The organism is Membranihabitans maritimus (assembly GCF_021729145.1).
GTDB classification, from domain to species: domain Bacteria; phylum Bacteroidota; class Bacteroidia; order Chitinophagales; family Saprospiraceae; genus Membranihabitans; species Membranihabitans maritimus.
This window is the reverse complement of the sequence record NZ_JAJSLW010000028.1, coordinates 18758-32825: the sequence shown is the minus strand read 5'-3', so window position 1 is coordinate 32825 and position 14068 is coordinate 18758. Positions and strand designations below refer to the sequence as shown.

At 38.2% G+C, this 14068-nt stretch carries 12 protein-coding genes and 1 riboswitch; of the genes, 5 read left to right on the top strand and 7 right to left on the bottom strand.

Translation table 11 applies throughout. The annotated features are described in order from the left end of the window. The first annotated feature begins 72 nt into the window (after positions 1-72). A complete protein-coding gene (locus tag LVD47_RS21760; RefSeq protein ID WP_236980613.1) occupies positions 73-603 on the top strand; it encodes an SRPBCC family protein in 531 nt (176 codons plus the stop codon). A gap of 3 nt (positions 604-606) precedes the next feature. Here the strand turns inward: LVD47_RS21760 and LVD47_RS21755 are convergent, their stop codons facing one another. Beyond that, the gene (locus tag LVD47_RS21755; protein ID WP_236980611.1) at positions 607-1797 is read right to left on the bottom strand and encodes an HD domain-containing protein; all 1191 of its coding nucleotides are present in this window, start codon (positions 1795-1797) and stop codon (positions 607-609) included. Positions 1798-2073: 276 nt separating this feature from the next. Between LVD47_RS21755 and porX the strand changes: the two genes are divergently transcribed. Next, complete coding sequence (porX, locus tag LVD47_RS21750; protein WP_236980609.1) at positions 2074-3627, top strand: T9SS response regulator signal transducer PorX; 1554 nt, start codon at positions 2074-2076, stop codon at positions 3625-3627. 465 nt (positions 3628-4092) lie between these two features. Here porX and metE read toward each other — a convergent pair whose 3' ends face one another. Further along, positions 4093-6393 (bottom strand): 5-methyltetrahydropteroyltriglutamate--homocysteine S-methyltransferase, encoded by a 2301-nt coding sequence (gene metE / locus LVD47_RS21745; RefSeq protein ID WP_236980607.1) that lies wholly within the window; start codon positions 6391-6393, stop codon positions 4093-4095. A gap of 223 nt (positions 6394-6616) precedes the next feature. Next, a riboswitch (cobalamin riboswitch) is annotated at positions 6617-6839 on the bottom strand. 130 nt (positions 6840-6969) lie between these two features. Here metE and LVD47_RS21740 point away from each other — a divergent pair. Next, positions 6970-7854, top strand: a complete 885-nt coding sequence (locus LVD47_RS21740) for a YncE family protein (RefSeq protein WP_236980605.1) — start codon at positions 6970-6972, stop codon at positions 7852-7854. Positions 7855-8115: 261 nt separating this feature from the next. Continuing rightward, complete coding sequence (locus LVD47_RS21735; protein ID WP_236980603.1) at positions 8116-8709, top strand: 2OG-Fe(II) oxygenase; 594 nt, start codon at positions 8116-8118, stop codon at positions 8707-8709. A gap of 401 nt (positions 8710-9110) precedes the next feature. On the opposite strand, the gene LVD47_RS21730 is transcribed toward LVD47_RS21735, so the two are convergent. Beyond that, positions 9111-9557 (bottom strand): thiol-disulfide oxidoreductase DCC family protein, encoded by a 447-nt coding sequence (locus LVD47_RS21730; protein ID WP_236980601.1) that lies wholly within the window; start codon positions 9555-9557, stop codon positions 9111-9113. A 144-nt stretch (positions 9558-9701) separates the two neighbouring features. Between LVD47_RS21730 and LVD47_RS21725 the strand changes: the two genes are divergently transcribed. After that, complete coding sequence (locus tag LVD47_RS21725) at positions 9702-9956, top strand: GlsB/YeaQ/YmgE family stress response membrane protein (RefSeq protein ID WP_236980599.1); 255 nt, start codon at positions 9702-9704, stop codon at positions 9954-9956. A 35-nt stretch (positions 9957-9991) separates the two neighbouring features. On the opposite strand, the gene LVD47_RS21720 is transcribed toward LVD47_RS21725, so the two are convergent. The 4 genes from LVD47_RS21720 to LVD47_RS21705 form a co-directional block, all read right to left on the bottom strand. Further along, positions 9992-11356: an NAD-dependent succinate-semialdehyde dehydrogenase gene (locus tag LVD47_RS21720; RefSeq protein ID WP_236980597.1), complete on the bottom strand. Its 1365-nt coding sequence runs from the start codon at positions 11354-11356 to the stop codon at positions 9992-9994. Positions 11357-11430: 74 nt separating this feature from the next. After that, positions 11431-11625 carry a CsbD family protein gene (locus LVD47_RS21715; RefSeq protein ID WP_236980596.1) on the bottom strand — a complete coding sequence of 65 codons (195 nt, stop codon included), beginning with the start codon at positions 11623-11625 and terminating at the stop codon, positions 11431-11433. A 136-nt stretch (positions 11626-11761) separates the two neighbouring features. Continuing rightward, positions 11762-13090, bottom strand: a complete 1329-nt coding sequence (locus tag LVD47_RS21710; protein ID WP_236980595.1) for a Gfo/Idh/MocA family protein — start codon at positions 13088-13090, stop codon at positions 11762-11764. A gap of 50 nt (positions 13091-13140) precedes the next feature. Further along, a complete protein-coding gene (locus LVD47_RS21705) occupies positions 13141-14046 on the bottom strand; it encodes a formylglycine-generating enzyme family protein (protein ID WP_236980594.1) in 906 nt (301 codons plus the stop codon). Between the last annotated feature and the right edge of the window lie 22 nt (positions 14047-14068).

Sequence of the window (14068 nt, the reverse complement as noted above, 5' to 3'; positions counted from 1 at the left end):
ATTTAACAAGATATAAAATAAGATAACACTCGTATCACAAAAGACCATTATTAATATCAAAACAAACCAACCATGACCCTGATTTACATTATTGTTGCATTAATATTCATCGTTTTCATATTAAGTTCCATCGCCCCCAAGAATTATGAAGCAAACAGAAGCATACAAATTAACAAACCTGTAGAAATAGTTTACACCTATTTAAAGCATTTAAAAAACCAGGATAATTGGGCTAAATGGAATCGCATAGACCCGGAAATGGAAAAGAAATATTCAGGAGAAGATGGAACTGTTGGTTTTGAATCCTATTGGAATAGTCAGGACAAGAGAGTAGGTGAAGGGAAACAAACTATTTCCCACCTTGTAGAAAATGAAAGAGTAGATACTCTACTTGAATTTATCCGTCCCTTCAAATCTAAATCAGATGCATATTTAACTACTGAAAAAATAGACGCTAATTCTACACTAGTTACCTGGGGCTTTACAGGGCGCATGAATCCACCAATGAATATATTACTTTTATTTATGAATATGGACAAGCAAATCGGGGCAGATTTTGAAGAAGGCTTAGAAAAATTAAAAGAGATTCTGGAGAATGGATAATATTCATACTTTAGGATACACTAAATAGTATTTTGTAGTCTTACTATTGGTAACACCTAATTCCGAAATTTCTTCAAAAGGGCGGACACTACCATCCTTCATCAAAAATTGAATTTGCCTTGGCTTCTCGCTGTAAAACTTAGTGGTTTCCGCCCCCGAAAAAATCAATTGCCTTGCAACATTTGGTTCCAGGCTCATAGCATTCTCAATTCTATACACTATCTTTTCTTCGTATTCCTTTGTAAATGGTTCATTACTCAATTGTGTGCGGAATAACCTGCGATCCAATAACCCTTTGCTGAGATATGAAAACAAAGAATCTTTGAATTTATGGTGTTGCTTGATAGTATAAAGTACATCAATATCATCTGTGCTGATAAAGTCGTCAAGGATATTCTCTTTACCGGGTTCAGTAAGTAATGTTAAAAAGGACTTTGATCCCGGAAAGTCCTCTACCCTATTATTTACTAAATACTTGAGCCTGGATACAGCAGAAATTAACATTTTTTCCGCAGCCAAAACCGTCTTGTGCATGTATACCTGCCAATACATTATCTTACGGGCCATAAGAAACTTTTCTACAGAATACATACCTTTTTCTTCAATTACTAATTCATTATCGTCGACATTGAGCATTTTGATTATCCGGTTAGTACCAATTTTCCCCTCAACTACTCCGGTATAAAAACTATCTCGATTCAAATAATCCAAACGGTCTACATCAAGTTCACTGGAGACCAACTGGTGAAGAAACTTTTTAGGGTGCTTACCTGTAAAAATATCTATCGCTACAGTTAGAGCTCCATTAAATTCTTTGTTGAGGACCTTAATAATCCTGAGCGAAATCTCCTCATGGGAAGAGGGGATCATCAGTCCTTCCAATGCATGTGAGAACGGTCCATGTCCTATATCGTGCAATAAAATAGCAGCACATGCACCTCTTGCTTCTTCTTCCGAGATCTCAACCCCCTTGTTCCTAAGTTGGTTAATGGATTCCCACATCAAATGCATCGCACCTAAGGCATGATGAAATCGGGTGTGGTGAGCCCCGGGATAAATCAGATTAGTCATACCTACCTGATAAATTCTTCGCAAACGTTGAAACCACGGATGCTCAATTAAGTCAAAAAGAAGTTCGAATGGGATATTAATAAATCCGTAGATCGGATCGTTTATGATTTTCTTTTTATTCATTGTATCTTCAAATCGTAATAATTAAATAACTTCAGAGCATGATTAAATTGTACTTCCCGAAAGCATCGGGATTGATTTCTACAATTTTTTTCGCCAAATTTCAGCTATTTTTTCAGTCCGTAGCTCCACAACGCAACTCAAAATTAGCTTTATCTGGCTTGAAAAATCGTGAAAAATCATACAAAAAGCAAAATTTAAACATACTATAAGCGTTTTTTGATGGCACTATCCACCAAATCGGGTATTTTTTTTTAATAAAGGCGATAAAAATCATATATGACAAATAACATACAAATCCTGTGGGCAGATGATGAAATTGATTTGCTAAAACCCCAGTTAATGTTCCTTGAAAAAAAGGGTTATGAGGTAACCACCGTATCTAACGGCTATGATGCCATAGAGGAAATAGAAGAAAATGGTGACTTTGATTGCGTTTTTCTCGATGAATCCATGCCGGGATTAACAGGTCTGGAAACCCTGGCGAAACTGAGGGAAGTCAACAAGAACGTCCCTGTGGTAATGATTACCAAGAACGAAGCGGAAACCCTCATGGATCAGGCTATCGGATCAGAAATTTCTGATTTTTTACTCAAGCCTGTCAACCCCAATCAAATTCTTTTGAGCCTCAAAAAAATCATTGATAATCAAAGATTAGTCAGGGAAAAAACGGTTCAGGACTATCAGCAGGAATTTCGACAAATATTAATGGAGATTAACAGCCAATTAGACCATGCTGAATGGGTAGACATTTATCGAAAAATCATCAACTGGGAGTTGAAACTTAGTGAATCCCAAAGTGATCAAATGCAAGACATCCTCACCATGCAAAAAAGTGAGGCCAATACTGAATTTTCAAAATTCGTCAATAAAAACTACCTGGACTGGATGCAAGATGACGATGCCCCCACTATGTCGGACAGTCTCATGCGGAAAAAATTAATCCCCAAAATCAAGGATAAACCTGCAGTATTTCTGTTACTGGATAACCTCAGATATGACCAATGGGCTGTGCTGGAACCCATTTTCAATCAACTTTTTAAAGTCCAGTCAGAAGATTACTTCTACAGTATCTTGCCGACGGCAACCCAGTATAGTCGGAATGCGATTTTTTCAGGCATGATGCCCGCAGATATTGCCAAGCATTTTCCGGACTTGTGGAAAAATGACAATGAAGAAGGAGGTAAAAACCTGCATGAAGCAGAATTCCTGGAATACCAAATCAAAAGAATATGGAAAAAAGAAATCAAGCATGAATATATTAAAGTCTCCAACACCTGGCAAGCTAATGATATGGAGAGTAAGGTCCTTAATTATCTCAATAATGACCTTACAGTAATTGTATATAATTTCATCGATATGCTATCTCATGCCCGAACGGAAATGGAAGTACTTAAGGAATTGGCCGGAGATGAAAGAGCCTACAGGTCTCTTACCCGATCATGGTTTTTACATTCTCCTTTATGGAATGCATTGCAAAAATTGGCCGAACACGATATCGATTTATTTGTATCCACTGACCACGGGACTATCCGGGTAAAACAACCGTCAAAAGTGGTCGGAGACAGAGAAACAACCACAAATTTACGGTACAAAGTAGGTAGGAATTTAAAATACGACTCCAAAGATGTTCTAGAAGTGCGTGATCCTTCCGATGCACACCTTCCAAGACCCAATGTAAGTTCCCGCTTTATTTTTGCTAAAGAGGATAAGTTTTTCCTGTATCCAAACAATTATAATTATTACAACAACTATTATAAAAACACTTTCCAGCACGGGGGTATTTCATTAGAAGAAATGATTTGTCCTTTTATACACCTGACTCCGAAGTAGGATACCTGTGATCAGTAATTGAAGGTAAGTAACTGGTAGGCTGTCCCGCATACTTGGTGAAATGACAGGTGATTATGCAGGGTTTCGCAGAGTGGACGCGAAGGTTCGCAGAGTGGATCTGATGTTTGAAGATCGAAGAATCGGTATGTTACATTGTTCGACCTTTGCGGCCCTCTGCGGCCCTCCGCACCTCTTTGCGGTATAACTATTACACAGGGCAGCCTGCATCATCAGACTGCCTTGCCCTCACTAAATCTTCACACCACCTTCTGCGGCCTTCAATCTTCCGTCTCCGGACTTTCTCCAAAAACGCTGTCAGATCTTTTCTACGCTTGCAGGTTTTTATCTTGCAGCTTGTAGCCCCAAAACAGGAGTAAACTTGCGAGTTACAGCTTTGGCCTTCCGTCTTTTTTACGTGTCGAAGCTGGAAAAGCAAAGCATTCTCCCCCAATTACAGACATACTGTCAAACCGACCCCCTGTTCCTCACTTCATTAGCTGCATCAACCATCGCCAAAAGGGATTTTTCCGTTTCTTCCCATTTACGGGTTTTTAATCCGCAGTCCGGATTCACCCATAGCTGGTCCGGTGCAAGAACTTCAAGCGCCTTCTCCAGAAGCACTGTTACTTCTTTAATTGAAGGAACCCGGGGAGAATGAATATCATATACACCGGGGCCAATATCATTCGGATATCGGAATTGGATAAATGCATCCAATAACTCCATTTGGGATCGCGAACATTCTATGGTAATGACATCAGCATCCATCAGGGCAATGTGTTCAATTATATCATTAAACTCCGAATAACACATGTGAGTATGTATCTGTGTTTCATCCTTTACGGAAGATGTAGCAAGCCTGAAACAATCAATAGCCCAGTCCAAATACTGCTTCCGATTTTCCTTACTCAACGGTAACCCTTCTCTCAGAGCAGGTTCGTCCACTTGAATAATTTTCACGCCCGCCGACTCCAGGTCAGATACCTCATCGCGTATTGCCAGTGCTATTTGAGTTGCCGTTTCCGATCGAGGTTGATCATCTCTTACAAATGACCATTGAAGAATAGTTACCGGTCCGGTCAACATCCCTTTTACCGGTCTGTCGGTCATATTTTGCGCTTTTGTTGTCCAATCCACCGTCATTGGTTTTGGCCGTGAAATATCACCAAAAATTATGGGGGGTTTTACACACCTACTGCCGTAGCTTTGTACCCAGGCATAACGTGTAAATGTAAATCCATCCAACTGTTCACCAAAATACTCTACCATATCATTTCTTTCAAACTCCCCGTGAACCAATACGTCCAGGCCGATATTTTCCTGCTTTCGAATCGCTTGTTTGGTCTCTTCAAGGATAAATTTCTCATACTCCTCAACTGAAACTTTATTTCGTTTGAATCTAGACCTCCATTTACGTACTTCTTTGGTTTGAGGGAATGACCCGATCGTAGTAGTAGGGAACATTGGTAAGCCCAACATCTCTTTTTGTAATTTCTTCCTGATAGCAAACTCGCTTCCCCTTTTATAATCATCTGAAGTCAATTTCGCGACCCTGTCCCTGACTTTGGGTTGGTGTAAAACCTTTGACTCCAATCTGGATTGTATTGATGTTTTGTTTGCATCCAATTCCTCCTGCACTTTCCCCGGATCTAAAAATGCTTGTTTCAAGAAAACAACTTCTTGTAACTTTTGCTGTGCAAATGACAGCCAATCCCTGATTTCCGATGAAAGTTTTTTCTCAAGACGCAAATCGTAAGGGACATGCAAAAGGGAACAAGAAGTAGCAATAAATAATTTATCATCATCCCATTGTCCAGAGGCATTTTTTATTAAGGCAAGTGAATTTTCAATATTATTTTTCCAAATATTCCGGCCGTTAACCACACCCAAAGACAAACATTTCTCTTTCGGCCATTTACCGAGAATAACATCTAACTGATCCGGAGCCCGCGACAAGTCTATGTGCAATCCATGGCTTGGCAGCGATGAAACCAGGTCTATGTTTTTGGAAACATCATCAAAGTATGTAGTCAACATTAATTTAATACCATCAAGCTCTTTGGTTAATTCCGAATATGAAGAACGGTAAGCTTCTTTTTCTTCTTCTGACAGGTCTGTAACCAAATATGGTTCGTCCACCTGGATCCACTCAATGCCATTTTCCCGAAGTTTGTGGATTAACTTGCGGTATACTGGCAAAAGTTCACTTAAAAGCTCGAATTTATCAAAATCATTTTCTTTTTCTTTACCAAGTAACAACATAGAAACAGGGCCAATTATCACTGGTTTGGGATTTACTCCTAGTTTTTTTGTTTCTTCAAGTTCTGACAATATTTTCTCAGCATTCAATTGAAATTTTTGATCCTGTACAAATTCTGGTACAATGTAATGATAATTCGTATCGAACCACTTCGTCATTTCCATTGCCGGAATATCTATACCATTCTCCTGCTTACCCCTTGCCATTGCAAAATATACATCAAGGCCAGGTGCTTTTGAATCCTTGTCTATTATTTCCTGATACCGTCCAGGAACAGCTCCTATCATGACAATCATGTCCAATACCTGATCGTAAAAAGAAAAATCATTTACAGGGGAAAAATCCAAACCGGCATCCAATTGGGCCCGCCAATTTGATTCACGGATTTTCCTCCCTTCTTCCAAAAGCTCATCTTTGGAAATACGCCCTGACCAGTACTTCTCACAGGCATGCTTTAATTCTCTCTTGCTACCAATTCGCGGATAGCCTAAAATGTGCGTTTTCATTTTAAAACGTTTAATAAGATTTATTAATCGTTCTTTAGACCCAATCAGAAATATGATCAGAATCAGAAATACTCACAATCTTTCGGAATCAAAATACACCAGGCAGGTTGAAAAACAAATGAGACAAGACTCACCTGTTTCCTGTAGAAAGGTTAGCTAATGAAATTCCATTTCATCAAGCACATAGTTCAACCTGACATCACTTCAAATCGCGAAAGCATTGTCATTTACATCGGAAAAGGCAGGTCTCCTGGCTTATAACATTTTTATCGTCCTTCCCATTCTAATAACTGAATTAGTAATTATGATAAACAGTGGACAGTGTAATGATAAAAAATCTACGCGTTATTTACAGTTGCGCGACAGCTCGTGATTTTCACACGATTCCCTTTTCATCCCTTATCCCGTAATCATACGGGATGGGAACCCCTCCGGCTGAAATTGTATTTAAAGAACTTTTCTCAGAATCAAAGGTAATAAACTTGATTATCAAAATTGCATAATTATTTTAATAACAATTGAAATTAGTTTAACCATTTTTTTGTAAATTCCTTGTCAAATTTAATCCTGATTAGTATGAAAAACTTCACCCAAATAAATCAATCCTTTACTTTTTTAACCCTTTTTCTATTCTTTATTGTTTTCAGTTGTTCTGAGAATTCAAGTAAAAGCGAAGAGGGAAAACCTGTTATGGAAGATAAAGAACCAAAGGTGACAATGCTCTGGAAAACCGATTCTATATTCACGGGATCTGAATCTACATTATTCCATAATGGGACCATTTATGTATCCAACGGAAATACTAAACCCTCCGAAAAAGATGGAAATGGATTTATTTCAAAATTAAATGAGGATGGAACAGTAGACTCGGAAAAGTGGGTGGAAGGACTTAGTGCCCCCAAAGGGATGGCTATATTGAATGATCAGCTATTTGTCACAGATATAGATGAAGTAGTTATTATCAACTTGTCAGATGGATCAATTGAGAAGAAACTTCCCGTGGAAAATGCCCAATTTCTCAACGATGCAGCAACAGACGGTACATTCGTATTCTTTTCAGATATGAGAGATGCAAAAATATATAAAACGGATGGAGAAAAGATTATACTAGTGGCTTCTGATGTCCCCAGTATAAATGGGGTGGAAATTTATAATGGAAGAATCTATGGCCTTAACGGTGAGGGTCTAATATCATTTAATGAAAATGGAACCTATGACATCATCAATGATGAAGTAAAAGGTGGTGATGGCCTTGTCATTATAAATGATTCTACATTTATAGCCAGCCGATGGGCAGGTCAAATCTTTTACATCAAAGGAAATAAAACTACCCTATTACTGGACACCCAGGAAGAAAAATCCAATACCGCTGATATCGGATTTATTCCCACAAAAAATACGATTACTGTACCTACCTTTATGAAAAATGAGGTGGCCGCTTACGAACTGAGTTTTGAGTAAATTATTTCAAATCGACGAAAGCATTAATGATTCGATTAAATGCTGCCATGGTCAGTTGGAATTCATCGGCTCAATGAAGCAAAGACAATACCTGGTAAAGAAATACTCGCCCAAAAGCAAACGGGGAAGTCACGGCTTCGGGTTTGTGTCAATGATAAAGTCATTGGTGATTTTCACCGACAAATATCGCTCAAATTCAAGCGTTTTGGGTATATTTGTATATGAGTTCCTCTATTAACCTAAGCGGGAACTGAATATCCAATGAAAAATGACCAATATGAATCGCTTATTTCCAGTGTTGCGGAAAAAAGCTACGGGATCTTAGAATCATTTGTTGATTCGGATCTATTAATGAATTTACGCAAAATACTACTTTCAAAACTTGAAGAAGGAGAAATGCACCAGGCCGGTGTAGGAAGAAGATATTCCTTCGTAGAAAATACAAAAGTCAGGGGGGATTTAATTTCATGGATAGAACCTGATAATGCCAACTTATATGAAGAAATGTTTTTTGACTGGATAGACCAGTTTTTAACATATCTAAACCAAACCTGCTATACCAATTTAAAAGGGTATGAATTTCACTATGCTTACTATGATATTGGGTCTTTTTATAAAAGACACCTGGATCAATTCAAGAGTGATTCTGGACGAAAATTTTCTTTCGTCTGTTATTTAAACCCCCATTGGGATGAAAAGGATGGAGGACAACTTGTACTTTACACCCCAAATGAAAAAAAGGTCATACAACCCCGGGCAGGAACCGTATGTTTCTTCAAGAGCGACGAAATCGAACATGAGGTGCTGGAGACTCTACAACCGAGACTAAGCATTACCGGATGGTTGAAGACTTAGCTACTGTTTGGAATACATCTATTCACAGATATTCTGTTTATGAACTTACCCTGGTCAATAAATTTCTCTCTCAAAAGAAATTCATCAATACCGCTAAGGTAATAGACGCTGAGAATCAATGACGAGTTAAAATATATGGCATGCCGAAAACATCCCTTTGGGAAAAGAGGAACCGATTACTGGATTCAAGAGTCCTATTGCTGCAACCAGGAATCATGTTTACTAAGATCAAATCCTTTTACAGGTCGGCAGACATGAACTTGAGGGAATATCAACAACTGACCTAATGGATAGGTAAGATTCTGACTACTACACTTTCAATTCTTACCCATCTCGTCAAAAGATCAATTTCTGATTTAATAGGCTCCAATCCTATTAAAAACTTATAAAGCTATTAGATTTCATTCTTTCGTATTATCTAGAAAAAGATACCTCTTGTCTGCAGGAACCCATTCACATGAATTCTTTTTACCAAAGACCTTGTACCGATTCCGAGCAATCCATCTATACATTAAATTTCTAAAAAAGACAGGAATTATCCGCAGGACCCATACCCAAACCTTGTACTTTCCAACTACCTGAAAAATTTGGAGAACCGCATCGGACTCCGAATACCATTTTCCATTATTCCAGAACACCACAGTCCCACCTTCTGGCCATTTTTTGTCAAAATCCTTTTTTGTTTTTTCCCAAAGATCAGACTGCAGCGATGAAAAACGAAGTATTCTATCCTTATCAATTTTAATTAAAAATTGAATAAATGAATCACACATCACGCAGACAGAATCGTAAAAGACCACTGATGGATTATTTGCTAATTTTTGTTCCATAATTTCTTCCGCATTCATCAATACTTTTTATTTCCATTATCGCATTTAACGAAAAAATCATATATTAATATCCCCAATAAACGTATATTAAACTAAGAAAACACATTCGGCATAATTCTGTTTTCGACTTAAAACCTATTTTTCACCTAAAATAATGTATCTATGAATTGGTTAGTTTGGATCGTTTTCGGTTTAATAGCAGGAGCTATTGCAAAATTTATTCACCCGGGCAAAGATCCCGGAGGTTGGATTGGAAGTATTATTATTGGCATTTTGGGAGCCATCCTGGGAGGGTGGATTGGCAGTTCTATGGGTCTCGGAGATGTTTCCGGTTTTAACTTTAGAAGCTTTTTATTAGCAATCGGAGGTTCGGTGATCCTTTTAGTGCTATACCGCTTGATTACCAAAAAAAAATAAAAAACCTGTAGTGGCCTGTTGTTGTCAATGGGCCACTATTTTATATAAACCGTTTTCCGGTTAACAAATTCCAATATTCCATCCCGAGACAATTCTCTTCCGTAACCAGAATTCTTTGTTCCTCCAAAAGGTAAGCGCGGGTCTGATTTTACCAATTCGTTTACAAATACTGCACCTTCATTTATATAAGGAATCCATTTCTTCGCTTTTGCTATATTATTAGTATATAAAGATGCCCCCAACCCAAATCCGGAATTATTGATCAAGTCAATAGCTTCCTTTTCATCTTTGGCTTTTATAATAGATGCTACCGGACCAAATAATTCTTCGTCAAAAGCCGGCATACCCGGCAAGACATTTTCCAAAATTGTTGGTTGGAATTTGGCTTCATTTCTATCCCCTCCCATTTTCAGGATTGCTCCCATTTCAATGGATTTTTGAACCTGGTCTTCCAACTCCTCGGCCAGCTTCACTGAAGCCATTGAACTAATTTTCGTTTCTGACTTTAACGGATCCTTAATTCTGAGATCCCCTACCTTTTTTTCAAACATTGAAATAAAACGGTCATAAATCCCCTCCAATACAATAAACCTTTTACCTGCAATACAGCTTTGTCCAGCATTCTGGAACCTTGACCAAACAAGTGTATCAATACACTCTTCCAGGTCAGCATCTTCGAAAATCACACTGGCATTACTTCCTCCCAATTCCAAAACAGTCTTTTTTATATTTTTTCCTGCAATTGCTGCCACAGATCGTCCTGCTTTTTCACTTCCCGTCAACGTAACTCCTTTGATTATAGGGTTTTCAATTACTGTTTCAATTTGTGAAGACGTTGCGAGAATTGTTTGAAATGTATTTTTTGGAAACGCTGCACTCGTAAATATATCTTCGATTCGTAAAGCACACCCAGAAACATTGGAAGAATGTTTTAAAATAACAACATTACCGGCCAGTATAGCAGGAACTGCAAATCGAAATAATTGCCAAAAAGGATAATTCCAGGGCATTATAGCAAGAACTACTCCAATAGGATCATGACGCACAAAACTTTCAGAAGCATCCGTTTTTATATATTCGATGGATAAAAACTTTTCTGCGTTTTCCCCATAATAATTACACAACCAGGCACATTTTTCGATCTCGGCAATTGATTGAGAAATAGGTTTTCCCATTTCCAGTGTAATCATTTTCGCATATTCTAATTTGCCTATTTCCAGGATTTCCGCTAGCTTTTTAAACTTGCTTATTCGTAAAGATATATCATTACCAAATTCACTATTTATACTTCTTTTAAAGGCTTTTTGAGCATTTTCCAAAACACTTTCAATTTTACCCGTTGTAAAATATTCATAGGTACCGACTACGGAACCGTCAAATGGATTTTTACTCTTTATCATCCTCCACAGATTTTAATTAAAAGTGGCCACCTTAATTGAAAGGAGGCCACATAAATATGATTTTTATTTTCCGATTAAACTACCTTATCCACCCAGTCTTTAATTTCTTCTTTTGTTTTACCGGTTTTTTTCTGAAGTCTGCCAAGTAATTCGGTTTCTTTCCCTTCTATATATTGAAGGTCATCTTCTGTCAAATCACCAAACTCTTGCTGTAACTTCCCTTTTACAATATTCCAATTTCCTTTTAATTTATCACTAAATGCAGACATAATAAATACGTTTTGTTTCCTATAGTATACGCAGAAAAATTGCGAATTACTATATCTACTCCTTTAATTAACAGGAAATTAAACCTACTATAAAGTTTCTTAATAGAATAAACCTGACCAATCCCCTCTATTCAGATTAAGACTTAAAGTATTCTGTCTCACCGGGAACTGCACATGGATACAGCCCATCATCCCCTGGCAAAACCGGTGGTGTTGCTTCCCATGAATATTCTTCAGGTTGAATGGACATTCCAGAATTTAATGCCACATTTTGATCAATTACCTGTCCGGAATAAGTGGCTAATCTTCCTACGATCGCGGTAAGAGTAGTATGGGCCGCATACTCCGCATTTGCAAATTTATATTCACCTTTGGAAATAGCATCAAATAAAAGGTCGTGTTCGGTTTGATACGGATTGTTCTCCTTTTCCCCCCTATCGAACTGAAAAACGGTATTTCCATCCAGGTCTTCTATTCGCGCCTGGTTACAATAAATTCTCCCTTTCGTTCCCGTAAGGACCTCATCTACCCTACCATAGGTTCCGGGCTGATGCCTACATTGAGCATTCATAATAGACCCGTCTCCGAAAGTATACTCTACAAAGTGATGATCAAAAATTTCACCGTATTCTTTACCCACACGTACAGTTCTACCCCCCATACCTTGAGCTGTTTTTGGAAAATCATCCTTAAACCAATTGAATACATCGATATTATGAATATGCTGTTCAACAATGTGGTCTCCACACAGCCAATTGAAATAGTACCAGTTTCTCATTTGGTATTCCATTTCATTCATATTTGCTTTACGCGGACGTACCCATACACCCCTTGAATTCCAAAATACCTGAGCTGAAGTTAAATCACCAACCATACCATCCTGATATCTTTTCATAAGTTCAAGATAAGAATTCTGATACCTTCTTTGAAGGCCTACAACGACATTCAATTTCTTACTCTTTGCTTCTTGTGCCGTGTCGATAACCGACTGGATTCCAGCCGGATCAGTAGCCACAGGTTTTTCCATAAATACGTGCTTATCCTGAGCGATGGCCTCTTTGAAATGAATTGGCCTAAAACCAGGAGGTGTCGTAAGAATAACAACATCAGCTTGCTGCATTGCTTTCTTATAAGCATCAAAACCTGCATATTTTCGACTATCGGGCACTTCCATTTTTGTATCTGCTTCTTCTCCCATGGCTTCTTTCAGGTTCTTATAACTATTTTCCAGACGGTCCATGAAGGCATCTGCCATAGCTACTAACTTCACCTTGGGGTGTGCCTTCATTGCTTGAGCTGCAGCCCCTGTTCCACGACCTCCACACCCAATCAATGCCACTCTGATTTCCTCTTCCGCCGTTCCTGAATAGAATGCGGATGCTCCCATAGGCATTGCCATGACACCACCAGCCATTAGTGCCGAACTTTTTACGAATTTCCTTCGATTTACTTTATTGTCTCCCATAATTATTTGATTTGTTAGCCACTATAAGGGTGGACTAAGTTTTAAAAATTTCAATTTAAAAATTGATCGTAAAACGCATGTATTTCGTCATCTGTCATTTCTACATTTGGTCTTACTAATCTAAAACCAATAAATGGAGCATCCGTATTCCACCATTTGCTTTTGGGAATCTGTGGGTCTCTCCTATTCCATTTTTTCTCAGATGGAATCCGAAGGGAACACGACAATTCTTCCTTTGGTGTTCGAAAATGCCCCCCTTTTAATACAATCGTACTCCGTTTCGATTCCGGCACAAATATCGGATTTTCATTCCCCTCCTTTTCCAACATGGATTTGTAATCTTCATAATAACTATCAATAGTCCATTCGGCAACATTTCCAATCATATCAAATAATCCAAGATCGTTAGCTTCTTTTCCACCGACCTTACCATATTTATTGTCACTGTTTTCTTTGTAAACAGATGTCTGGTCCGTAACAGTCGTGTTTCCTTTTTGACATGCCCATTGCCATTCGGCCTCTGATGGGGGTCTGTAAAAATGTCCCGTCTTCTCATATAACCACTTACAATACATCATCGCTCCATATAGTGACATACTATTCGCTGGAAAACCACCTTCCTTGCCCATACCTAATGTAAAATCAATATAGGGGGGACTAGGTCGTGTAATCGCATCTACCGTTTGATCCTGGCTAAAATTCTCATCTTGCATAAAGGCAACATATTCGTCATACGTCAACTCGTGCATGCCAATCCAGAAAGAATTCATACTTAAAGATACTTCTTCATTACCAATCTTTACATTGTCTGTACCCCCTTCGACAGGTACCATGGTAAATGACACTTCACTTTCTGGCAATTTTTCTTCGTACTTCGAAAAACTGTCTTGTCCCTTTAATACCGGTGAAATTAACAGTCCAAATAATAAGTAAAAAGCAAAATTTTTATTTATCATAGTTCATTTTAAATGTTAATAA